This is a genomic window from Micromonospora xinjiangensis (assembly GCF_056150165.1).
On record NZ_JAXCFO010000004.1, the window covers coordinates 34,819 to 57,984 of the forward strand.

The 23,166-nt window shown below is 74.4% G+C and carries 20 protein-coding genes; 12 read left to right on the plus strand and 8 right to left on the minus strand.

The window, feature by feature from the left end; genetic code table 11:
* Positions 1–4: 4 nt before the first annotated feature.
* The 4 genes from SM573_RS15690 to SM573_RS15705 are packed head-to-tail and all read left to right on the plus strand — an operon-like array spanning position 5 to position 9,793.
* Positions 5–958, plus strand: a complete 954-nt coding sequence (locus SM573_RS15690; protein ID WP_474614188.1) for a TauD/TfdA family dioxygenase — start codon at positions 5–7, stop codon at positions 956–958.
* A complete protein-coding gene (locus SM573_RS15695; RefSeq protein ID WP_474614189.1) occupies positions 958–1,146 on the plus strand; it encodes an MbtH family protein in 189 nt (62 codons plus the stop codon). The genes SM573_RS15690 and SM573_RS15695 overlap by 1 nt, the downstream gene beginning before the upstream one ends.
* Positions 1,143–4,265 carry a non-ribosomal peptide synthetase gene (locus SM573_RS15700; protein ID WP_474614190.1) on the plus strand — a complete coding sequence of 1,041 codons (3,123 nt, stop codon included), beginning with the start codon at positions 1,143–1,145 and terminating at the stop codon, positions 4,263–4,265. Before SM573_RS15695 ends, SM573_RS15700 begins: the two co-directional genes overlap by 4 nt.
* Positions 4,262–9,793: a non-ribosomal peptide synthetase/MFS transporter gene (locus SM573_RS15705; RefSeq protein ID WP_474614191.1), complete on the plus strand. Its 5,532-nt coding sequence runs from the start codon at positions 4,262–4,264 to the stop codon at positions 9,791–9,793. Before SM573_RS15700 ends, SM573_RS15705 begins: the two co-directional genes overlap by 4 nt.
* Positions 9,794–9,832: 39 nt before the next feature.
* Here the strand turns inward: SM573_RS15705 and SM573_RS15710 are convergent, their stop codons facing one another.
* The 3 genes from SM573_RS15710 to SM573_RS15720 form a co-directional block, all read right to left on the minus strand.
* Positions 9,833–11,074: a hypothetical protein gene (locus SM573_RS15710; RefSeq protein WP_474616385.1), complete on the minus strand. Its 1,242-nt coding sequence runs from the start codon at positions 11,072–11,074 to the stop codon at positions 9,833–9,835.
* A 60-nt stretch (positions 11,075–11,134) separates the two neighbouring features.
* Positions 11,135–11,737, minus strand: a complete 603-nt coding sequence (locus SM573_RS15715; protein WP_474616386.1) for a DUF4291 domain-containing protein — start codon at positions 11,735–11,737, stop codon at positions 11,135–11,137.
* A gap of 68 nt (positions 11,738–11,805) precedes the next feature.
* Positions 11,806–12,018 (minus strand): hypothetical protein, encoded by a 213-nt coding sequence (locus SM573_RS15720; RefSeq protein ID WP_474616387.1) that lies wholly within the window; start codon positions 12,016–12,018, stop codon positions 11,806–11,808.
* A gap of 355 nt (positions 12,019–12,373) precedes the next feature.
* Between SM573_RS15720 and SM573_RS15725 the strand changes: the two genes are divergently transcribed.
* The gene (locus SM573_RS15725) at positions 12,374–12,868 is read left to right on the plus strand and encodes a type II toxin-antitoxin system PemK/MazF family toxin (protein ID WP_474616388.1); all 495 of its coding nucleotides are present in this window, start codon (positions 12,374–12,376) and stop codon (positions 12,866–12,868) included.
* Between the two features lie 76 nt (positions 12,869–12,944).
* Here SM573_RS15725 and SM573_RS15730 read toward each other — a convergent pair whose 3' ends face one another.
* On the minus strand, positions 12,945–13,595 hold the full coding sequence (locus SM573_RS15730; protein ID WP_474614195.1) for a flavodoxin family protein: 651 nt from the start codon (positions 13,593–13,595) through the stop codon (positions 12,945–12,947).
* Between the two features lie 207 nt (positions 13,596–13,802).
* On the opposite strand from SM573_RS15730, the gene SM573_RS15735 reads away from it, so the two are divergent.
* Positions 13,803–14,276, plus strand: a complete 474-nt coding sequence (locus SM573_RS15735) for an SRPBCC family protein (RefSeq protein WP_474614196.1) — start codon at positions 13,803–13,805, stop codon at positions 14,274–14,276.
* A gap of 30 nt (positions 14,277–14,306) precedes the next feature.
* Here SM573_RS15735 and SM573_RS15740 read toward each other — a convergent pair whose 3' ends face one another.
* Positions 14,307–14,954 (minus strand): GGDEF domain-containing protein, encoded by a 648-nt coding sequence (locus SM573_RS15740; protein ID WP_474614197.1) that lies wholly within the window; start codon positions 14,952–14,954, stop codon positions 14,307–14,309.
* Positions 14,955–15,216: 262 nt separating this feature from the next.
* Between SM573_RS15740 and SM573_RS15745 the strand changes: the two genes are divergently transcribed.
* The 5 genes from SM573_RS15745 to SM573_RS15765 all read left to right on the plus strand — a co-directional run bounded on the left by SM573_RS15745 (position 15,217) and on the right by SM573_RS15765 (position 19,485).
* Positions 15,217–15,456: a DUF397 domain-containing protein gene (locus tag SM573_RS15745; RefSeq protein ID WP_474616389.1), complete on the plus strand. Its 240-nt coding sequence runs from the start codon at positions 15,217–15,219 to the stop codon at positions 15,454–15,456.
* Positions 15,457–15,593: 137 nt separating this feature from the next.
* A complete protein-coding gene (locus tag SM573_RS15750) occupies positions 15,594–16,475 on the plus strand; it encodes a helix-turn-helix domain-containing protein (RefSeq protein WP_474614217.1) in 882 nt (293 codons plus the stop codon).
* A gap of 117 nt (positions 16,476–16,592) precedes the next feature.
* Complete coding sequence (locus tag SM573_RS15755) at positions 16,593–17,651, plus strand: LacI family DNA-binding transcriptional regulator (RefSeq protein ID WP_474614199.1); 1,059 nt, start codon at positions 16,593–16,595, stop codon at positions 17,649–17,651.
* Positions 17,652–17,653: 2 nt separating this feature from the next.
* Positions 17,654–17,857 (plus strand): hypothetical protein, encoded by a 204-nt coding sequence (locus SM573_RS15760; protein ID WP_474614200.1) that lies wholly within the window; start codon positions 17,654–17,656, stop codon positions 17,855–17,857.
* Positions 17,858–18,000: 143 nt separating this feature from the next.
* On the plus strand, positions 18,001–19,485 hold the full coding sequence (locus SM573_RS15765; protein ID WP_474614201.1) for a serine/threonine-protein kinase: 1,485 nt from the start codon (positions 18,001–18,003) through the stop codon (positions 19,483–19,485).
* Positions 19,486–19,492: 7 nt separating this feature from the next.
* Here the strand turns inward: SM573_RS15765 and SM573_RS15770 are convergent, their stop codons facing one another.
* Both SM573_RS15770 and SM573_RS15775 read right to left on the minus strand, forming a co-directional pair.
* Positions 19,493–20,335 carry an MOSC domain-containing protein gene (locus SM573_RS15770; protein ID WP_474616390.1) on the minus strand — a complete coding sequence of 281 codons (843 nt, stop codon included), beginning with the start codon at positions 20,333–20,335 and terminating at the stop codon, positions 19,493–19,495.
* A gap of 111 nt (positions 20,336–20,446) precedes the next feature.
* Positions 20,447–21,685 (minus strand): MFS transporter, encoded by a 1,239-nt coding sequence (locus tag SM573_RS15775; protein ID WP_474616391.1) that lies wholly within the window; start codon positions 21,683–21,685, stop codon positions 20,447–20,449.
* Between the two features lie 107 nt (positions 21,686–21,792).
* Between SM573_RS15775 and SM573_RS15780 the strand changes: the two genes are divergently transcribed.
* The gene (locus tag SM573_RS15780; protein WP_474616392.1) at positions 21,793–22,383 is read left to right on the plus strand and encodes a CGNR zinc finger domain-containing protein; all 591 of its coding nucleotides are present in this window, start codon (positions 21,793–21,795) and stop codon (positions 22,381–22,383) included.
* A 45-nt stretch (positions 22,384–22,428) separates the two neighbouring features.
* Here the strand turns inward: SM573_RS15780 and SM573_RS15785 are convergent, their stop codons facing one another.
* Positions 22,429–23,109 (minus strand): carbon-nitrogen hydrolase family protein, encoded by a 681-nt coding sequence (locus SM573_RS15785; protein ID WP_474616393.1) that lies wholly within the window; start codon positions 23,107–23,109, stop codon positions 22,429–22,431.
* Positions 23,110–23,166: the final 57 nt, after the last annotated feature.

Genomic DNA, 23,166 nt, shown 5'->3' on the forward strand with positions numbered 1-23,166 from the left:
CCCCATGAGCGACACGATCGCCACACTGCCGGTGGTCGTCGAGAACGACGGCCGCGCCCTCACCGACCTCATCGCCGACCGGCGGGTGGAGCTGCGCGCCGCCCTGGTCGAGCACGGCGGGCTGCTGTTCCGCGGCTTCGAGGTGGGCGGGGTGGACGGCTTCGACCGGGTGGTCCGGGCGCTGTCCGGCGAGCCGCTGACCTACACCGAACGCTCGTCGCCCCGGCACGCCATCAAGGGCCGGGTCTACACCTCGACCGACTACCCGCCGGACGAGGAGATCTTCCTGCACAACGAGAACTCGTACCAGGCCCGGTGGCCGTTGACGCTCTTCTTCTACTGCATCACCGCTCCCGAGACCCAGGGCGCGACGCCGCTTGCCGACGTGCGGCGGGTGTACCGGGAGATCGACCCGCAGGTGCGGGAGGAGTTCATCCGACGCCGGTGGATGCTCGTGCGCAACTTCCACCCCGACTTCGGCACCCCGTGGCAGCACGTGTTCAACACCGACGACCGGGCCGAGGTGGAGGCGTACGCGGCGGCCAACGGGATCGAGCTGGAGTGGCGCGGCACGGACGGGTTGCGGACCCGGGCCGTACGCGACGTGGTGCACCTGCGCCCCGGCTCGGACACCCCGCGCTGGTTCAACCACGCGACGTTCTTCCACGTCAGCACCCTCCCCAAGGACTACCAGGAGGGGCTGCTCGCCATGTTCGGCGCCGACGACCTGCCGTCGAACACCTACTACGGCGACGGCGGTGAGATCCCCGCCGACGTCATGGACCACCTGCGGGCCGCGTACCGGGCCGCGAGCGTCCGCTTCGACTACCAGCGCGACGACGTGCTGGTGGTGGACAACATGACCGCCGCGCACGGTCGCGAGCCGTTCACCGGGCCACGCAAGATCGCCGTCGCGATGGCCGAGCCGCACACCCCCGAGAGCAACGGAGCGAACTGATGGCCGAACCCCGATTCCTGGTCGTCCGCAACGACGAGGAGCAGTACTCGATCTGGTCGACGGACCGGGAACTGCCCGCGGGCTGGCACGAGGCCGGGTTCACCGGCACCCGCGAGGAGTGCCTGGCACACATCGACAGCGTGTGGACCGACATGCGCCCGCGCAGCGTACGGGAGGCCGTGTCATGACCCGGGAGTGGACCTTCCCCGCGTCGTTCGCGCAGGAGCGCATCTGGATCGCCAACCAGCTCGACGCGACCTCGCCGGTCTACAACGTCTCCAACCCGTGGCGGTTCCCCGTCGGCGTCACCCCGGAGCAGGCCAACGACGTGGTCAACCAGGTCGTGGCCCGGCACGAGGCGCTGCGCACCTACCTGCGGGTCGACGACGGCGCGCTGGTGCAGGTGGTCCGCGCCGCGGAGCGCGTCGAGCTGCCCCAGGTCGACCTGCGCGGCCTCGGCGGCGCCGAGCAGGCGCGGCGCTACGACGCCGAACTGACCGAACTCGGCCGCACGCCGATCCCGTTGGACGCGCCGCCGCTGTGGCGGGCCCGGCTGCTGCGCCTCGCCGACGACCAGGTGGGCCTGCTGTTCGTGGTGCACCACGCGGTGTTCGACAGCCACTCGGCGGTGCTCCTCGCCGCCGAGCTGGCCGCGTTCAGCCGGGCCGCGCTCACCGGCGCGCCCGCCGACGTGCCCGAGCTGCCCGTCCAGTACGCCGACTTCGCCGTCTGGCAGCGCGAGCAGCTCGCCGGTGCGGAGCTGGAGCGGCAGCTCACCTTCTGGCGGGAACGCCTGGCCGGAGCACCCGCCGCGACCGCGTTACCGCTGGACCGCCCCCGCCCGGCTCAGCTCGGCTTCGCCGGCGACGAGGTCCACTTCGAGCTGCCCGACGGGCTGCTCGACCGGGTGACCGCGCTCGCCGCCGGCGCGGCGGCCACCCCGTACATGGTGCTGCTGGCCGCGTTCGCCGCGCTGCTGTCCCGGATCTCCGGCGACGAGGACGTGGTGGTCGGCGTCTCCACCGCGGGCCGGGACAACCCGGAGCTGGCCCCGCTGATCGGCATGTTCGTCAACCCGGTGGCGCTGCGCTGCGACCTGGCCGGCGACCCCACCTTCAGCGACCTGCTCGCCCGGGTGCGCGGCGGTCTCGTCGACGCCATGGAGCACGGGCAGACCCCGTTCCAGCGGCTCGTCGAGGCGGTCGCGCCGCAGCGGGACCCGTCGGTGCAGCCGATCTTCCAGACCGCGCTGAACTACATCCCCGACTCCGGTCTCGACCCCGTGGCGCTGGGCACCACGAAGGACGACCTGGCCTTCGACATCACCACCACGACCAGCCGGCTGGTCTACCGTACGGCGCTGTTCGACCGGGCCACCGCGGAGTCGCTGACCGCCCGCTACGTCCGGCTGCTCGACGCCGCCGTGGCCGACCCGGCTCAGCGGGTCTCCGCGCTGCCGCTGCTCGACGACGCCGAGCGGGAGGCGGTGCTGAGCACCTGGAACGACACCGCGCACGAGGCGGCGGCGACCACGGTGGTCGACGAGGTGCAGCGGTGGGCGGCGGCCACCCCGGACGCCACGGCCCTCGTCCACGAGGGCGTGGCGCTGTCGTACACCGAGCTGAACACCCGGGCCAACCGGCTCGCCCGGCTGCTGGTGAGCCGTGGCGCCGGCCCGGAGACCCGGGTGGCGCTCGCCCTTCCCCGCTCGCCGGAGCTGGTGGTGGCGATCCTCGCGGTGCTCAAGTCCGGCGCCGCCTACGTGCCGGTGGACACCGCCTACCCGGCCGGCCGGATCGCGTACCTCCTCGAGGACGCCGAGCCGGCCCTGGTGCTGGCCACCGCGGACACCGCGGGCCTCGTGCCGGCCGGGGCGCTGGTCCTCGACGCCGGCACCGGTGCCGGCCTGGCCGACGGGGACCTCACCGACGCCGACCGGCGCGCCCCGCTGCGCCCCGGGCACCCGGCCTACGTGCTCTACACCTCCGGGTCGACCGGACGACCGAAGGGCGTGGTGGTCGAGCACCGCGCGGTCGCCGCCTACCTGGCCTGGGCCCGGGCCACCTACCCGGGGCTGGCCGGCACCGCACTGCTGCACTCGCCGGTCTCCTTCGACCTGACCGTCACGGGTCTGCTCGGCACCCTCACCGCCGGCGGCACGGTGCGGCTGGCCGCGTTCGACGACGCCGCCGCCCGGGCGGGTGGCCGCCCGACGTTCCTCAAGGTCACCCCGAGCCATCTGCCGCTGCTGGAGCCGGAGCTGTCGCCCAGCACCGACCTGGTCATCGGCGGCGAGGCGCTCACCGGCGAGCAGCTGGCCGCCTGGCGGGCCGGCCACGAGGATGTCGCGGTGGTCAACGAGTACGGCCCGACCGAGGCGACCGTCGGCTGCGTGGCGGCCCGGATCGCGCCGGGGGAGCCGGTGCCCACCGGCCCGGTGCCGATCGGCCGTCCCACCTGGAACACCCGCGCGTACCTGCTGGACGCGGCGCTCAACCCGGTGCCGCCGGGTGTCGTGGGCGAGCTCTACGTCGCCGGTGACCAGCTGGCCCGCGGCTACCTGCGCCGCCCGGGTCTCACCGCGGAGCGCTTCCTGCCCTGCCCGTACGGGGCGCCGGGGCAGCGGATGTACCGCACCGGGGACCTGGCCCGCTGGCGTCCGGACGGGACGCTGGAGTACCTCGGCCGCCGCGACAACCAGGTGAAGATCCGGGGCATGCGCGTCGAGCTGGGCGAGATCGAGGCGACGCTGCTCGCCCGCCCGGACGTGCGGGAGGCGGCGGTGGTGGTGCGTGTCGACTCCGGCGAACCCGCGCTGGTGGCCTACCTGGTCGGCACCGCCGACCCGGCGACCCTCGCCACCGACCTGGCCCGGGAGCTGCCCGCGCACCTGGTGCCGGCCGCCTTCGTCGGGGTGGACGCGCTGCCGCTCACCCCCAACGGCAAGCTCGACGTCGCGGCGCTGCCCGCACCGGAGGCCACCGCCACGGCCGACGACTTCGTCGCCCCGCGCACCGAGGCCGAGGCGCTGGTCGCCGAGGTCTACGCCGAGATCCTCCAGGTGGAGAAGGTCGGCGCGCTGGACGACTTCTTCGCCCTCGGCGGCAACTCCCTGCGCGGCATGCGGGCGATGGCCCGCATCCGCGCCGAGGTGGAGGTGGAGCTGCCCATGCGAGCCCTGTTCACCAGCCCGGTGGTGGCCGACCTGGCCGCCCAGATCGAGCAGCGGATCGCCGCCGAGCTCGACGGGCTCTCCGAGACCGAGGTCGCCGCGCTGCTCGCGGCGGAGAAGGACAAGCCCTCATGACCGACCTGAAGGACCCGGCGCGGGAGGCCGCCCGGCAGGCGCTCATCGCGCAGCGGCTGCGGCGGCGGCAGGCCGCCGCCCCCGCGGCGCGGATCACCGCGCGTCCGCCCGACGCCGAGGTGCCGCTCTCGTACGCCCAGGAGCGGGTCTGGTTCATGGACCAGCTCGCCCCGGGCGAGGCGGCGTACCACATCGCGGTGCCCATGCGGGTACGCGGCCCGTTGGACGTGCCGACGCTGCGTGCGGCGCTCGGCGGCCTGACCCGGCGGCACGAGTCGCTGCGCACCCGCTTCCCGGCGGACGCCGACGGCCGGCCGACCGTGGTCGTCGAGGAGACCGTCGAGGTGCCGCTGACCATCGTGGACGCCGCCGACGAGGCGGCCGCGCAGGCGCTGGTCGAGGCGGCGGCGGCCGAGCCGTTCGACCTGGCGCACGGGCCGCTGCTGCGCGCCCTGCTGATCCGGCTGGCGCCGGAGGAGCACGTGCTCTTCCTCGGCAAGCACCACATCGTCGGTGACGGCTGGTCGGTGGACCTGCTGCTGCGCGACCTCATCACGCTCTACCGCGGCGGCGAGCCACCCGCGCTGCCCGTCCAGTACGGCGACTTCGCCGTCTGGGAGGCGCGGGAGCTGGCCGGTCCGGCCGCCCAGGGGCACCTGGAGTGGTGGAAGCAGCGCCTCGCCGGGATCACCCCGCTGGAGCTGCCGCTGGACCTGCCCCGCCCGGCCACCCAGACCTACCGGGGCGACTTCGTCGAGTTCACCCTCGACAAGGCGACCACGGACGGGCTGAACGCCCTCACCCGCTCCTACGGCGGGACGCTGTTCATGACACTGCTCGCCGCGTACCAGGTCTTCCTCGCCCGGCACGCCGGTCAGGACGACTTCGCGGTGGGCGCCTCGGTCGCCGGCCGCTCGGCGCCCGAGCTGGAGAACGTGGTCGGCATGTTCATCAACATGCTGCCGCTGCGCGCCGAACTCGCCGGCGACCCCACCTTCGCCGAGCTGCTGGAGCGCACCCGGCGCAGTGTGCTCGACGCGCTGGAGCACGGCGAGGTGCCGTTCGCGAAGGTGGTGCACGAGCTGGGGTTGCCCCGCGACGTCAGCCGGTCCCCGGTGTTCCAGGCCATGTTCGTGCTGCAGAACTACGACATGGGCCGGTACGCCGAGGTCCCCGGCGACAGCGACGTGGCGTTCGACTGGACGCCGATGGAGCTGCGGGCCACCCGGTTCGACTTCGAGCTGCACGCCGTGGAGACCGTCGACGGGCTCTGGGGCAAGCTGGTCTTCAACACGGACCTGTTCACCCGGAGCACCGTCGCGCGGATGGCCGACCGGCTCGGCGCCCTGCTGCGGGCCGTGGTGGCCGCCCCGGAGACGCCGGTCTCGGCGCTGGACCTGCTCGCCCCGGCCGAGCGGGACCTGCTGGGGGCCTGGAACGACACGGCCGCCGACTTCCCCCGTACGCAGACCCTGCACGCCCCGATCGAGGAGCGGGCCGCCCGCACCCCGGACGCGGTCGCGCTGCGCTTCGAGGGGCGCTCGGTGACGTACGCCGAGCTGAACGCCGCCGCGAACCGCGTCGCGCACCGGCTGCGCGCGGCCGGCGTCGGCCCGGAGACCCTGGTCGGGGTCTGCGCGGAGCGCTCCGTCGAGTTGGTCGCCGGCCTGCTCGGCGTGGTGAAGGCCGGCGGGGCCTACCTGCCGCTGGACCCGGAGTACCCCGCCGACCGGCTCGCGTTCATGGTCACCGACGCGGCCGCGCCGGTGGTGCTGGTGCAGGAGCACCTGCGCGACGTGCTGCCGGAGACCGGCGCCACCGTGCTGGCCCTCGACGACGAACGGGTCTGGGCCGACCAGCCGACGAGCGACCCCACGCCGACGGCCGGCCCCGAACACCTCGCGTACGTCATCTACACCTCCGGCTCCACCGGCCGCCCGAAGGGGGTGCCGAACACCCACCGGGGCATCGTCAACCGGCTCGACTGGATGCAGAAGACCTACCGGATCGGCCCCGACGACGCGGTGCTCCAGAAGACGCCCGCGAGCTTCGACGTGTCGGTGTGGGAGTTCTTCTGGCCGCTGCGCGAGGGCGCCCGGTTGGTGCTGGCGAAGCCCGGCGGGCACAAGGACGCCGGCTACCTGCGGGACCTGCTGGTCGCCGAGGCGGTGACCACCGCCCACTTCGTCCCGTCGATGCTGACCGTCTTCCTCGCCGAGGACGGGATCGAGGCGGCCACCGCGCTGCGCCGGGTGGTCTGCTCCGGCGAGGAGCTGCCCCTGGCGACCGCCACGGAGTTCACCGCCCGACTGCCGTGGTGCGGGCTGCACAACCTGTACGGCCCGACCGAGGCGGCCATCGACGTCAGCTCGTGGCACTGCGACCCGGCGCTGCTGGCCGGGCTGACCAGCGTGCCGATCGGCGCGCCCATCGCCAACCTGCGGCTGCACGTGCTCGACGCGGCCGGCAACGAGTGCCCCGTCGGCGTCGCCGGTGAGCTGCACATCGGCGGGGTGGGGCTGGCCCGGGGCTACCACCGCCGCCCGGCGCTGACCGCCGAGCGGTTCGTGCCGGACCCGTTCTCCGGCGAGCCGGGCGCCCGGCTCTACCGCACGGGCGACCTGGCGCGCTGGCGGACCGCCCCCGGCGACGACGACGCCACCGGGGCCGGCCGCCCGGGCGGGGTCATCGAGTTCCTCGGTCGCATCGACCACCAGGTCAAGCTCCGCGGCCTGCGCATCGAGCTGGGCGAGATCGAGAGCGCGCTGCGTGAGCAGCCCGGGGTGACCGAGGCCGCGGTGATCGTCCGGGAGGACACCCCCGGCGACAAGCGGCTGACCGCGTACCTGGTGGGGGCGGCCGAGCACGCCGAGGCGAAGGCGGCGCTGAAGGAGACGCTGCCGGAGTACATGGTGCCGGCCGCCTTCGTCACCCTCGACGCGCTGCCGCTGAGCCCGAACGGCAAGCTGGACCGCAAGGCCCTGCCCGCGCCCGTGGTCACCCGCGAGGCGTCGGTGGCGCTCGTCGAGCCGCGCGACGACACCGAGCGGCTGCTGGCCGGGATCTGGTCGCAGGTGTTGGGCGTACCGACGCTCGGCATCGACGACGACTTCTTCGACCTCGGCGGCCACTCGATGCTCGCCACCCAGGTCGTGGCGAAGATCCGCAAGGCCGAGCACGGCGGCCGCCCGGTCGGCGTCATGGACCTGTTCCAGCAGCGCACGATCCGGGAGCTCGCGGCGTTCATGTCCGGCGCGGCCGGTGAGGAGGGGCCGCGACGGCTGCTCTACGAGCTGACCAGGCCGGTCCCGGCGGCGCAGCGGGTCGTCTCGTACGTCTGCGTGCCGTACGGCGGCGGCAGCGCCATCGTCTACCAGCCCCTCGCGGATGTGCTGCCGGCCGGGCACACGCTCTGGTCGCTGGCCATTCCTGGTCACGACGTCGGGCTCACCGAGGACGCGCTGCCCTTCGACGAGCTGACCACCCGGGTCGCCGAGGAGATCCTGGAGCGCGTCGAGGGCCCGCTCGTGCTCTACGGCCACTGCGGCGTCGGCAGCGCGATCGTCACCGAGGTGGCGCGCAAGGTGGAGGCCGCCGGCCGCGAGCTGGAGGCGCTCTACATCGGCGCGATGTTCCCGTTCGCCCGCCCCAAGGGACTGTTCGCGGCGGTGCGCACCCGGCTGGAGGCGCTGCGCTCCAACCGGCACTACGCGAGCTGGCTCAAGTCGATGGGCGTGGACACCGACGAGCTGGACCCGGAGCAGGCCGACCGGATCATCAGCAACATGCGGGCCGACTCCCGCGCCTCGGAGGAGTACTTCACCGGCCTGCTCGACCGGCGGGCGGCGAAGCTGCGCGCCCCGATCATCTCCGTGGTCGGCTCCGAGGACCCTGTCACCGACTACTACACCGAGCGGTACGCCGAGTGGCAGTTCCTCAGCGACCGGCTGGCGCTCGTGGTGCTCGACCAGGCCGGGCACTTCTTCCTCAAGTACCGGGCCGACGAGCTGGCCGAGATCGTCACCCGCACGCACCCGGCCGTCGCCGCCGAGGACGTCACCGACCTCACCCGGGAGGCGCGCGGGGAGGACGCCGCGTGGGCGGTGCACGACACCCTGCGCGTCGGCGTCGACGACGGGCCGCGGCGCGAGAGCGTCAAGCCGAGCATGACCCGCTTCGTCGCGGTCACCGCCGGGCAGCTCGTCTCCACCACCGGGTCGGCGCTGACCGCGTTCGCGCTGCCGATCTGGCTGTTCAACCGGACCGGGTCGGTGACCAACCTGGGCCTGCTGTGGGCGCTGGCCCTGATCTGCGGCGTGCTGATGCTGCCGATCGCCGGGGCGATCACCGACCGGGTGAGCCGGCGGAAGATCATGATGATCGCCAGCAGCAGCGCCGGCTCGGTCCAGGTGGTGCTCGCCGCGCTGCTCTGGACGGACAACCTGGCACTGTGGCACATCTACGGCCTCGTGGCGTTGAGCCAGGTGGCCGGGTCGTTCCAGCGGATCGCGTTCCAGTCGGCCGTGCCGCAACTCGTGCCGAAGCGCTACCTCGGGCACGCGATGGGCATCACCCAGCTCTCCAACGGCTTCGCCATGCTGCTCATGCCGGTGTTCGCCGCCGGCCTGCTGGCCGCCATCGAGCTGAAGGGCATCGTGCTGATCGACGTGGCGAGCTACGTCGTGGCGGTGCTCACCCTGGCCGTGGTCCGCTTCCCGAACGCGCTGGGGTGGCGGCCGAGGGAGCGGCTGCTGGTGGCGATCGCCAACGGGCTGCGCTACTCGTGGCAGCACCGCGGGTTCCGGTTGATGCTCGGCTACTTCGCCCTGGGCAACATCTTCCTCGCCCCCGCCCTGGTGCTCATCACGCCGCTGGTGCTGTCGTTCGGCACCGCGACCCAGGTCGCCCAGGTGGCGCTCGCCGAGGCGCTCGGCGCGGTGGCCGGCGGCGTGCTGATGTCAATCTGGGGTGGCCCCCGGCACCGGCGGATGATCGGCGTGCTGGTCGGCAACCTCGGCACCGCGATCGGATGCATGCTCATCGGCCTGGACGCCTCGGTGGCGATGATCTGCGTCGGGGTGTTCTGGCTGGCCATGGCGATGACCACGGCCCAGTCCATCTACGCCACCATCGTGCAGGTCAAGGTGCCGCAGCGCTTCCACGGCCGGGTGTTCAGCCTCAACCAGACCATCTCCTGGTCGACCCTGCCGATCGGGTTCGCGCTGCTCGCCCCGGCCGCCACCGGCCTGTTCGAGCCGATGTTCGCCCCCGGTGGGGCGCTCGCCGGCTCGGTGGGCGCGGTGATCGGCACCGGGCCGGGCCGTGGGATCGGGTTCGCGTACGTCTGCTTCGGCCTGGCGTTGGTCCTGATCACGCTCGGCGGATTCGCCATCCGGTTGCTGCGCCGCTTCGACATCGAGGTGGCGGACTCGCTGCCGGACGACCTGATCGGCGCGCAGGAGCGGGAGCGGCGCCTCGCCGCCCGGGCGGCCGAGCGGGAAACGGAGAAGGTGCCGGTCGGGGTGTGACCGGATCGGGGCCTCCGGGACGACCGGAGGCCCCGCCCGTCACGGCGTCGGGGGCTGCTCGCCGAGGTCCGCCTCCGGCACCTCCGCCGGCTGCGCCACCCAGGCCGAGAACACCGGCAGGCCGTGCCACGGCCCGGCCGCCTGGCCGCCGTGCGTGTCGGTGGCGACCGCCACGACGGCGTACGGGTGACCGAACCGCAGCTCGGCGACGCGCACGACGTTCTCCGGCGGCAGCCCGGTCGCCATGGCGAACGCGGTCACCGCGGCCGCCTCGAAGCCGTACCGCCCGTACCGGGCCATGGCGGCCTGCGCGGCGTCGTAGCGCAGGTCCGCGTCGCCCGTCAGCGCGCCGAGGGCGCGTGCCGCGGTGTCGAAGCCGAGCCCGGCCGCCGTCAGGTCGTGCCGGCTCTCCGCCGACCAGCAGGGGAGCACCGCGCTGACCCGCTCCTCCCGGCCGTACGCCCGGGTCTGCTCCTCCCGCAGCGTCCACAGGGGCGTGTCGCCCAGCGGCAGGTCGTAGAGGGAGCGCCGGCCGGTGCCGGCACCGACCCGGACGGCGTTCGTCGCCACCTCGTGGGCGGCGGCGAGCACGTCGACCGCCGGGACGTCCGGCGCGGCGGCGACCGAGACGACCAGGAGGCCGGCGGCGCGGTCGCCGGTGCCCTCCGGTCGGGCCGGGGCCGCGTGCACGGCCACCTCGCCGGCCCGTGCGGTGCCGGTGATCCAGCAGTGGTGGCCGTGCCACGGCGTACGCAGCACCCGCCGCAGCCGCCCGGCCCAGACGCTGCCCGCGCCCAGCGCGTCCGCGGACGACACCTGGAACGGGTCGGCCCAGGAGATCCGGGTGGCCAGCGCGGTGGCCATGACCAGGAACGTGTCCGGGGAGAGGGTGAGCGGGAACCTCTCGATCAGCCCCAGGGTGCGCTCGCGCGCCCACGCGTCGAGTGCGGCCTGGTCGGGCAGCGGCCCGGTCTGCGTGCTCGCCGGCAGGGTGCCCCGCCACCCGGCCAGGGCGTCGGAGGCCACCCGCTCCCACAGGCCGCTCGCCGAGGCCACCAGCGGGTGCGGCGCGTCCAGCAGGGCGCGGGCCGTCGCGGCGGCCCGGTCCACGTCGCAGCCGAGCACCTCCGCCAGGTCGGTACGCGTCGCGCCGGTCGTGGCCGGGCCGATCAGCGCGAGCAGCAGCCACGCGCCCAGCGGGGACGCGACGTGGTGCCCGTCGCCCACGAGGGAGTGCAAACGTTCCGCGTATCGGGCCACCGGCCCGGTCAGAGCAGTCACCGCTCCACTGTGCCCGCTGACCGCGCCGGCGTCAGCCCCGCCCCGCGTCCGGGCCGGCCGTCATACCGTGTGCGCGTCGATGGCCCCGGCCACCTCGGCGGACAGCGGGTACGGGCGTTCCACCGGCAGCAGTGCCGCCGCGGCGGCGTCATCGCGTGCGTCGAGGCGTTCCCGGACGGCCCGGGCGGTGGGCGTCGCGTCGGTGAGGGAGACCAGCCACTCGTCGACGTACCGCCGGACAGCTTCGCCGGAGAGCCCGACCTGCAGGGACCGGTACGGCAGGGGAGCGAGCCGCAGCGACCGCTCCGGGTCCCACTGCACCCGTACCGGGCTGGAGCGCAGGTGAAGTGACCAGGCCTGCCGGTCGGCGTAGCGATCGCGCTCGAAGCTGGTCGGGCACGCCTGGGCGAGTGCCCACTCGAACCCACGCCGGCTGATCCGAACGGCCAGGACCCGCTCCTGGCCGGGCTTCGACGCCCAGCCGCAGCGGTACATCATCCAGAGGAACGACGGCTTGATCCACGTCATGCGTTCGCGCCGGAATGGTGGGACGAACCGTCCCGCGGCCAGCGCCGGCTCCGCGATCTGCGGCGGGTACGCCTGGTACACGGTGACGGTGTCGGCGTCGTAGTGAGCGCGGATCTGGCGGGCGGGGACGGACATGCCTCGATCCTGCGGGTCGTCGCCGACGCGGTCCACCGGATTCCGCCGTGCCGCCCGGCGGCGGTGGTTCAGACTCCGGGGCCGGCCCGGTCGGTGCCGGTCACCTCCGCCCGCCGCAGCCGCACCGGTGTGCCCGCGCGCAGCGAGTTGGGGATCTCGGCGATGGCGTCCACCCGGTCGACGAGCTCGCGGAGGTCGTCCGTCGGCGCGTCACCCTCGACGCGCACGTCGTAGACGACCTCGCTGGACACGGCGGGGTCGCCGGTGAAGTCGCCGCGCACGGTCCCTCGACCCGTTGCAGGTCGATGCCGAGCGCCGCGGCCTCCCGGAACAGGTCGTTGGAGACGCAGCCGGCCACCGCCAGGTAGAGCAGCTGGCCGCCGTTGAACCCCAACCCGTCGCCGCCCGCGTCGGCGGGGCGGTCGACGACCAGGGTGTACGGCCCGGCCGACCCGATGGCCGCCGCCTGCCCGGCGACGGTCCGGGTGCGTACCTCGATGGTCATCCGTTGCCCCCTTCGGCGGTGCTGGCGCGGACGCGCCCAGTGAAGCACGCGGAGCGGGTCGTCCGTAGCCACCTTCCCGACACCCCGGGCCGCGCGTGGCGCGCGCACCCGGCGGGGATAGTCTGCCCGCCGTGGCAGGTCTGTTGAGGAACGTGGCGGCTCGTATCGGCCGCGTCGGCGGGGCGGTCGTTCCCCGTCCGCGCGGCGCCGCCCCCACGGCGGCGCAGGTCGCCCGGCGGCGCCAGGTCGCCGCGCTGCAGCGCCGGGAGCTGATGTACGCCCCGGAGCTCGACGGGCAGGCCGACCCGGGCGAGATCGTGTGGACGTGGGTGCCGTACGAGGACGACCCCCGGCAGGGCAAGGACCGTCCGGTGCTGGTGGTCGGCCGGCGCAGCCGCACGCTGTTCGGGTTGATGCTCTCCAGCCAGAGCGAGCGGGACGGGCAGCGGCACTGGCTCGCCCTCGGCCCCGGCAGCTGGGACCGGGACAACCGGCCGAGCTGGATCCGTCTCGACCGGGTGCTGACGATGCGGGAGGACAGCATCCGCCGGGAGGGCGCGATCCTGGACCGCGCCCGTTTCGACCGGGTCGGCCGCGCGCTGCGCGCGGGCTACGGCTGGCGCTGACCGGCGCTCGTCGGACCTCGGCCGGCGGTGCCCGCCGGTCGAGCGGGCGTTGCCCGCCGGCCGGTGGCGGCCCCGGTCAGGCGGGCTCGCGGCTCGGACCGACCCCGGCGGCCCGGGCGTCCGGGGGCGGGTAGGGCTGCTCGGCCAGCAGCCGGGCCAGGTGGGCGCTGTTGAGCGCCAGGGCCTTGGTGGTCCGCCCGGTGGTGTCCGGTTTCGGGCCGGCGTCGACGTAGTCGACCTTGTGCAGGGCCTCGCCCACCCAGTAGGTGGCGCCGGCCGCCGGGCAGGTGAAGCCGACCTCGTTCAGCGCCTGCTGCACCTCGGCGATGGTGTGGTGGGCACCGTCCTCGTTTCCGACGACCGCCACCCCGCCCACCTTCCCGTAGGTGAGCAGGCGACCCTCCGCGTCGGTCTCGGAGAGCTCCGCGTCGAGGCGCTCCAGCACCATCTTCGTCACCGACGCGGGCTGGCCGAGCCAGATCGGCGTGGCGATGATGAGGATCTGCGCGTCGAGGAGCTTCGCCCGGATCGCCGGCCAGCCGTCGCCGTCGCCCTCGTCCACGGAGACGCCGAAACGTACGTCGTGGTCGACGACCCGGATCAGCTCGCCGTCGACGCCCTGCTCGGCGAGCGCGTCGAGCACCTCGCGTCCGAGCGCCTCGGAACTCGACCGGGCCGGTGACCGCTTCAGGGTGCAGTTGAGGACCAGGGCTCGGAGTTTCGCCACGGTCGTTCCTCTCCGCCGGTGCCGTGTCCGTTCGGGGGTTACCCGCCCGGCCGCCCGGAACACCTGCCAACCGTCCCCGCCCGGTCGGCAGCGTGCCCGGTTTGGGGTGCGGGCGGGGGAGTGGGAGGTGGCCGACCAGTACCGAAACCTCCCGCACGACCGTTACGACACGGGAACGGTTAGCACGCGAGCTGAAGGAGACCGGCGATGAGCCAGCGCAGTGACATCGCGATCGACCTGCCGTCGGACCAGGAGATCACCCTCACCCGCGCCTTCGACGCGCCGCGCGACCTGGTCTTCGCCGCGCACGCGCGGGAGGAGCACCTGCGGAGCTGGTGGGGCCGGGGCAACCCGCTCGACGTCCAGATCGATTTCCGGGTGGGCGGCCGGTACCGGTTCGTCGAGCACGCCCAGGACGGCAACGCCTACGCGTTCCGGGGCGAGTTCCGGGAGATCGTGCCCCCGGAGCGCATCGTGCAGACCTTCGAGTTCGAGGGCATGCCCGGGCACGTGGTGGAGGAGACGCTCGTCTTCACCGAGCAGGGCGGCCGGACCGTCGTCACCGGCACCAGCCGGTTCTCCTCGAAGCAGGAGCGGGACGGGATGCTCGACACCGGCATGACGCAGGGCGCGGCCGAGTCGTACGCCGCTCTCGAGCGGCACCTGGCCACGCTCACCTGAGCGTGCCGGGCGGCAGGCGGGCCGTGGGGGTCAGTCGGCCAGGTGGGCGGTGTCGACGAGTTGACGGGCCTGCCGGCCGGCGCCGAGGCTCTTCGCCCGGTACATGGCGGCGTCCGCCTGCCGCAGCGCCTCGGTGAGCTGGGCCGGGCCGGTGACCGGCGCGAGCCCCACCGAGGCGGTCACCTGCAGGCTCAGCCCGCCCAGCGGGATGGGTGCGGCGAGCATCTCGCAGAGCCGTCGGGTGGCGTGGTCGATCCACCGCCGGTCCACCGTGGGGGTCACCAGCAGTCCGGCGAACTCGTCGCCGCCCAGCCGGGCGACCAGGTTGTCGCCGGCGAAGGCGGACAGCCGCTCGGCCACGCTGACCAGCACCTGATCGCCGGCGGCGTGCCCGTAGCGGTCGTTGACCTGCTTGAAGTCGTCCAGGTCGAGGATGACGGCGATCAGCGGGCGGCCGGCGGCGTCGGTGAGCAGCGTGGCCGCGAGGCGGTAGAAGGCGCGTCGGTTGGGCAACCCGGTCAGCGGGTCGTGGCTGGCGGCGTGCCGCTCGGCGGCGAGTTCCGCCTGGAGGTGCTCGATCTCGGCCTCGGCTCGCAGGGCCCGGCGTCGCAGCTGCCAGGAGGAGAGGAGCGCGCCGGCGGCGCAGATGCCGGAGGCCACACTCATCGGATCCGGCACGCGAGCCCTCCCGTCACGCCACATCGCGGGCGCCGGCGCGGGCGAGATGCCCGGACGGCCCCCTGTTGTCCCTGGTTACGGCCGAGATTAGGTAACTCAACGTGAACAGATAAGTACCGTTCACGTGCGTTATCATGCTCGCCGTCCGATGCAGATGCAATAGCAGATGCACGTGCAGCAGCGTCCGATGTCGACACCTGTCCCCGCGCCGCCACCGCTCCTCCCCACGGCATCGGCCGGTTCCTGAGCAGAAAGACCCCTCATGCAGCAGCCGACGAACGGTGTTCCCGTCCACCAGCTTCCCTCGCTGACCTGGCAGAAGAGCCGTCGGAGCAACCCGAGCGGCAACTGCGTCGAGCTGGCCGAGCTGCCCGGTGGGGCCGGCATCGCCGTGCGCAACTCCCGCTTCCCGGACGGGCCCGCTCTGATCTACACCGTCGACGAGATCGCCGCCTTCGTGCTCGGCGCGCGGGACGGCGACTTCGACCATCTCATCGCCTGAGTCGGGGCGCCGCCGCCGCGCGGCGGAACACGCTGGGTGGTCGCAGGAGTGCGCTCGCGCACGGGTCCGTGGCATGCTTACTCGTCGGTCGGGCCGGTGCCCGGCCGTGCGTGGTACGTGGAGGTCGGCACGTGACGATGGTTCCCGCCGACGGTGGCCCGACAACGGGGCCGACCGTGCTGCGCATGCTGCTCGGTGCCCAGCTGCGCCGGCTGCGGGAGTCCAGCGGCGTCACCCGCGAGGGCGCCGGGTGGGAGATCCGGGCCTCCGAGTCGAAGATCAGTCGGATGGAGCTGGGTCGCGTCGGCTTCAAGGAACGCGACGTCGCCGATCTGCTCACCCTCTACGGCGTTACCGACGCCGAGGAGCGGGAGACGCTGCTCAAACTGGCCCGGGACGCGAACAGCCCCGGGTGGTGGCACCGCTACGGCGACGTGCTGCCCAGCTGGTTCCAGTCCTATCTGGGCCTGGAAGCCGCGGCCGCGCTGATCCGCACCTACGAGGTGCAGTTCGTCCCCGGGCTGCTGCAGACTCCCGCGTACGCCCGGGCGGTGGTGCTGCTCGGGCACGGCGCGGCCGCGCCCGACGAGATCGACCGGCGGGTGGGGCTGCGGATGCGGCGGCAGGAGCTGCTCCGCCGGGCCGACCCGCCGCAGCTGTGGGCCGTGGTGGACGAGGCGGTGCTGCGCCGCCCGATCGGTGGCGCGGACGTGATGCGTGACCAGGTGACCGCGCTCATCGAGGCGACCCGCTCGCCGCACATCCGGCTGCAGATCATTCCGTTCACCGCTGGCGGGCACGCGGCCGCGGGCGGCGCGTTCAGCATCCTGCGCTTCGGCGACCAGGACCTGCCCGACATCGTCTACATCGAACAGCTGACCAGCGCGATATATCTCGACAAGCGGGACGACCTGGACCACTACGCGCTGGCCATGGAGCGGCTCTGTATCGAGGCGGAGCCGCCGGAGCGCACTCCGGAGCTGCTCACGCGGCTGCGCGACGAGCTCTACCCGCGCTGACCCGCGGCGCCCGTCGCCCGACGGGAGCGCGGCTTCCGCCCTTCATGTTGACCGGCGTCGAGGTCTCGGCTAGCCTCTGAATCGATCCAGCTACTAAATCGATCCAGAGGGGGACCCGTGAAGCCCACCCTCCAGGCCGTGGCCGAGGCGGTCGGCGTCTCCCGCAGCACGGTGTCCAACGCCTACGCCCGGCCCGACCAGCTCTCCGCCGCGCTGCGGCAGCGGATCCTGGAGACCGCGAAGGAGATGGGGTACCCCGGCCCCGACCCGACGGCGCGCTCGCTGCGGCGGGGCTACGTCGGCGCGATCGGGGTGCTCTTCACCTCGCAGCTGTCGTACGCCTTCACCGACCCCTTCGCGGTGCGCTTCCTCGCCGGGGTCGGCGCGGCGGCCGAGCGGCACGGCACCAGCCTGCTGCTCGTGCCGATGCCGGCCGTGGCCGCCGACGCCCGCCGGGCGATCGAGAACGCGGCGGTCGACGGTTTCTGCGTCTACTGCGTGGGCAACGAGACCTGGGCGCTGGAGGCGATCCGTGACCGGGGGCTGCCCTTCGTCACGACCGCTCCGCGCGACGACGCCGGCCCCACCGACCGCTTCGTGGGCATCGACGAGCGGGCCGCGGCCCGAGCCGTCGCGGCACACGTCGCGAGCCTCGGTCACCGGCGGGTGGCCCTGCTCGGCGACACCGTGTTGCCGGACGCGCCGACCGGCCCGCTCCGCCTGTCCACCGTGGACGAGGTGCCGCAGGACGCCACCCGCGGTCGTCTCCGCGGCTTCGCCGACGCGTTCGCCGAGGTCGGTGTCCCCTGGCCCGACCTGACCCTGCTCACCGCAAGGGGCAACAACCGGGCGGCGGCCGCCGCGGCGGTCGCCGGCCTCTTCGACCGGCCCGACCGGCCGACCGCCGTGCTGGCCTGCTCCGACGTGCTCGCCCTCGGCGTGCTCGACGCTCTGGCCGGGCGGCCGGAGGCCGGCCTGGTCTCGGTGACCGGCTTCGACGACATCGCCGAGGCCGCCGCCGTCGGCCTCACCACCGTGCGGCAACCCGCCGAGGAGAAGGGCCGCATCGCCGCCGAACTCCTGCTCGACCCGCCCGCCGACCCGGCCGCCGGGCGGGTGCTGCTACCCACCACGCTCGTCGTCCGGACCTCCACCGGACCCGTCCCGAGGAGCTGACCATGGAACAGCCCACCGGCTTCGTCACCGCCGTCGGCGCCGTGACCCGTCACGTCAACTCGGCCCGCCCCGACGCCCCCGTCCGGCCGGACCGCCACCGGACGCCCCGCCTCACGCCCACCCGGCTGGCGACCGCCGCGGCGCTGCGCCGGCTCGCCGACCGGATCCAGCCCACGCCCGTGCCGTCCGCGCCCCGCTGCTCCTGAGTCGTACCCACCGGGCGTTTCTCCCGCCCGCTCGCATCGGGAGCCTTCCGCAACCGGCCATCCGGGCACGCTCGCGCCGCCCGGTGCGGAATCGGGCGTGGGAAGTGGTGGGCGGCGGCGCGGCCCAGGCACACTGGACGCCCATGTCGCCGTTCACGCCCACACTCCGCCTGCACGATCGGTACGTCCTGCGCGAGCGCATCGGCCTCGGCGGGATGTCCGAGGTGTGGCGTGCCGACGACGAGATCCTCGGCCGTTCCGTCGCCGTGAAGGCGCTCGCCGCGGAGCTCGCCGCCGACCCGCAGCTGCGCGCCGTCATCCGGCGCGAGGCCCGGGCGGCCGCCCGGCTGACCCACCCGGCCGTGACCCAGGTGTACGACTACGGCGAGGCGACCCTGCCCGACGGTGAGGTCGTTCCGTACCTCGTCATGGAGCTGGTCGACGGCCGCAACCTGGCCGACCGGCTCGCCGGCGGCCCGATGCCGTGGCGTGACGCCGTCCGGATGGCCGGGCAGGTCGCGGGCGCACTCGCCGCCGCCCACCGGATCGGCGTCGTGCACCGCGACGTCAAGCCGGGCAACGTGATGCTCACCGAGACCGGCGCCAAGGTGCTCGACTTCGGCATCGCGGCGCTCGCCGGCCCGCACCATCCGCTCGCCGCCCAGACCGGCGAGGTGCTCATGGGCACCCCGGCCTACTTCGCCCCGGAGCGGCTCGCCCCGGGCCCGCCCGACCCGGCCAGCGACGTGTACGCCCTCGGCGCGCTGCTCTACCGCACCCTCACCGGGCGTGCGCCGCTGCCCGTGCAGACCTGGGAGGACGCGGTCGAGGTGCACCGGCGGCACAGTCCCGTGCCGCCGCCGGAGGTCCCGGGCCTGCCCGGCGACATCGCCGCCCTCGTCCTCGCGTGCCTCGCCGCCGACCCGGCCCGGCGGCCGACCGCCGCGCAGCTCGCCACCCGGTTCAATGCCGTACCGGCCGATCCGCCCACCGAGGTCCTCCCGTCCCGGTCGGCCGACCCGGGCGCCGCCCACCTGCGCCCCCGTCCCGCCGGGCGGGCCAGCGTCGCCTCCGCGCAGGCCCCGACCCTGGTCGAGCACCGACCCCTCCCGTCGCGACCGCCCGCTCCCGTGCCGCGTCGGCGGTCTCGCAGCCCGCTCGCCGCGATCCTGGCGGCCGGCCTCGTCCTCGTGTTCGCTATGGGGGCGCTGCTCGCCCTGGACGACGACCGGGGGACCCCGTCGGTGGCCGGGCCGGCGAACACCACACCCGGCTCACCGTCGGCCTCGCCCACGCCGGAGCCCCCGCCGCCGACGACCGCGCCGGCGCCGAGCACCGAGGCGCCACCCCAGCTCGACCTGCGGCAGCTCGCCACCGAGTTCGCCGCGCTGCTCGTCCAGGCCCAGGCCCTGGACCAGATCGACCGGCGGACCGCCGAGGACCTGCGTGACGACCTGACCGACCTGATCCGGAGCAAGCCGAAGGACCGCGCCAAGCGGGTCGAACGGTTGCACGAGCGGATCAGCGAGGCGGTGGCGGACGAACGGCTCCCGGCCAGCGTCGGGGACCGGCTCGATGACCTGCTCGACCGGGTCGACGTGCGGGTCGGCCGGGGCGACGACAGCTGACCGCCGGTCAGTCCAGCTCTACCGGGTCGCCGACGCTGACCCGCCCCGGCGTCACGACCTGCGCGTACGCGCCGACGCACGGCTGCGGGCCGAGGCCGGGCAGCGGCTCGACCCGGTTCAGCCGGGCCGGCACCCGCAGCGCGTCGGGCTGCCGGGGCAGCCGCCCGTGCGCCAGGGTCGGCACCGCGCAGCGGGGCGTCGGCGCGAGCACCCGCAGCACCAGCTCGGCGCCGACCCGCAGGTGGCGACCCACCCACCCGTTCTCCACGAAGCCGGAACCGGGCATCGCGACGACCAGGTTGGGCCGGTAGCGCTCGGCTCGCACCACGACGTCCGGCAGCTCCGCGCGGAGCCGGTCGAGCGTGGCCGTGGTCACCAGGTGGATCGGCGCGAAGTCGAAGAAGGTGCCGGGCGCGGCGGCGGCGAGCGGACTCGCGTCCACCGGCACGGTCGCGGTGACACCGGCGGCGAGGACGGCCTCGGGAACGGCTCGGTCGAGCGTGGCGCCGTCGGGCGGGGTGTCCACGAGCGTCACCGGGGCGCCGAGGAGCGTGGAGAGCAGGGCGTCCACCTCGGCGTCCTCGGTGGACACCACCCGTCCGTCCGGCAGGGTGATCCGGATCGGCTCCGGGGCACCGCCGGCCGCGCCGAGGGTGAGCGTGTTCCGCCACCGCCGCGGGTCCTTCGCGCTGACCACCCGGCCGGTCTCGCGGTGCAGCAGGGCGAGCGCCCGGTCACCCGCGACACCCGCCGGACCGACCAGCCCCGTCGTGAGCTCTTCGCCGAGCATCGACTTCACCGGGTAGCGCCAGAGCTGCGAGACCCGGCCGCTCGTACCGTCCGTCGACACGCCCACACCCTAGCGGCGCCGTCCGAAGCGGTGGTCGGGGAACGCGGCGGCGAGTGCCGCGACGGTGGGCGTGCGGCTCGCACCGGGCGGCGGGGTCGGGCGTGGCGGCCGTCAGGGATGATGGCCGGTCTCGGCGTCACGCAGGGCCCGGGTGGTGACCCGGGAGGCGAGTGGGAGCGCGGCGAGCACGAGGCCGAGGGCCGCGGCGATGAAGGGAGCGCGGATCCCCAGGCCGCGGGCGAGCAGGCCGCCGGCGAGGGCTCCGAGGGGGATGACACCCAGGACCACCAGACGGTAGGCGGCGGTGACCCGGCCGAGGAGGTCGTCGGGGACCGCGGCCTGGCGCAGGGTGCTGACGACGATCTGGTTGAGCGCGGTGGCGACGGCGGCGCAGAACATGCTCGCCAGGGCGAGGGGCGTGTGGTCACCGAGGCCGAGGACGGCGTAGCTGGCGGCCGGCGTGAGAGCGGCGAGCCAGGTGGTGGGGCCGCCGCCGATGCGGGGCACGACGTGTTCGGCGAGCAGTGAGCCGGCGATGGCACCGGCGGCGGGAACGGCGACGAACAGGCCGTAGAGGGACAGGGGCACGTGGTACGGACCGGTGACCAGGAGAACCAGCACCCCGCCGGTGGCCGCGCCGAAGAAGTTGATCGCCGCCGAGATGAACGCGACCCGGCGCAACAGGTCGTGGCGCCAGAAGTGCGCCCACCCCGAGCGGATGTCCTGGGTGAGGGTGGTCGGGGTCGTACGGCGGTGCTCCTGCTCGCCGCCGGTGGGGCGCAGGGCGGGCAGCAGCAGCGCGGCCAGGCCGGCGAGGGCGAACGCGGCCGCGCCCGTGTAGAAGGCCGCGGACGCGGCCAGCGCGAACAACGCCGCCCCGGCGGGCGGCCCCACGAAGGTGTTGATGACGGACTGGGTCGCGAACAGCCGGCCGTTCGCCCGTTCGAGCCGCTCGCGGGGGAGGAGCCGGGGCGGGATCGCCAGGGCGGCGTTGTCGACCATCGTCTCGGCGCAACCGGCCAGGAACACCGCGGCGTAGAGGAGCGCGACGTGGTGCCATCCGCTCGACAGGGCCACGGCGAGCAGCGCGAACGCGGCCGCGCGCAGCCAGTTGCCGGCGGTGAGGATCCGGCGCCTGTCGACCCGGTCGGCCATCGCGCCGGCGGGGAGGGTGGCGACCAGCCAGGGCAGGAACTGCACCACCGTCATGCCCGCCACCACGAGCGGGTCACGGGTCAGCGTGGCGACGAGCAGCGGCGCCGCGGCCTGCAGCAGCCCGTCGGCCAGATTCGAGGACGCCTGGGACGCCCACAGCGCGGCGAACGACCTCCGTGGGGTGGCGGCAGGCACGATCAGTCTCCCGGCGGTTTTCTCATGGGTCATTGGTCGATCGGGCATGAGCATGCCAGCGGGTCGTCTCACATGCAACAATGCGTTCACCCATGAGAGGAGGGGCGGTGAGGTTCGGCCACATCGCGGGCGACCGCATGCTCGACCTGGTGAACACCGTTGCCTGGCGCCTCGGCGGAAGCGAACGCACGGAGCACCTCAGGACCTTCACCGACGTCGTCCACTGGTGCCTGGAGTCCGACCTGATCAGCGCGGACGAGGCGCTGGCCCTGCGCGCGCTCGCCGACCGCGACGGCGCCCGGGCGGAGCGGGAGCGGCACCAGGTCGTCGAGGCGCGCGAGAGGGCCTACGCGGCGCTCTTCGAGCACGACCGCCACGCCGCCGCGGACCTCGCCGCCATGTACCGGGCGGCGATCGCCGCGGCCGACCTCGTCCGCACCGGCGACCGCTGGCAGTGGCGAGACCGGGAGACGGACCTCGCCCTGCCCCGAAACCGCATCGTCCGCGGGCTCGTGGCCCTCGCCCAGCGCGACGACCTCGACCGGCTCCACCAGTGCGAGGACGCCAGGTGCGGCTGGGTCTACCTCGACACGTCACCGCGACGCAACCGCCGCTGGTGCAACACGAAGGACTGCGGCGACCGCAACCGCGCCCGCGCCTACTACGCCCGGCAGAAGGCGAAGAGCAACCCGACCTGACCCACCCACCACCCGCCGCCAGCGGCTCACGTCGCCGAGACGTGATCAGTCCCTTTCGTCGGTCAGGACCGCCCGGACGATCTCGCCGACCCCCGCGCCCGCCCGGACGGCCGGCGTACCGCCCGGCGCCCAGATCCCGGAGCCGCCCGCCGCCCGGGCGTAGCCCCCGCCGGTCGACCCGGCGAAGCTCGCCACCGCCACCCAGACGCGGTGCGTCGTGGCGATGCGCCGCGCCCGCTGCGCGGGCACCTCCGCGTCCGACGCGGCCTCCACCATCCCCGCCAGGTAGGCGTCCACGCCCAACGCCACCGTCCGGGCGGCGTGCTCCGGCACACCCGTGTCCCGGCACACCGCGAGGCCGAGCCGCCAGCCGTCGACGTCCAGCACGGCCGGCCGGTCGCCCGCGGTGAACCGGCGGCCCTCGTCGCCACCGAGCCACATCTTCCGGTACGCCACCGTGGCGCCACGGCCGTCGACGGCGAGCACCCCGATGTGCTCCCCCGGCACCGGCGCGCCGGCCAGCGCCAGCGTGCCGGTCTCGGCGCAGGCCCGCACGAGCGGCGCCAGCCGAGGATCCGCCGCGTCCACGGCGGGAGCGTCCAGCTCGTACCCGGTCAGCGACAGCTCGGGAAAGACGACCACCCTGGTCCGCGCCGACCGGACCGCGTCGGCGTGGGCCCGCGCGTTCGCCGCGACGTCCCCGGCCACGCACGGCGGCTGCGCCACCGCCAGACGCAGCGGGGTCCGGTTTTCCGCACCTACCGGGGTGCGGTCACGCGGCGC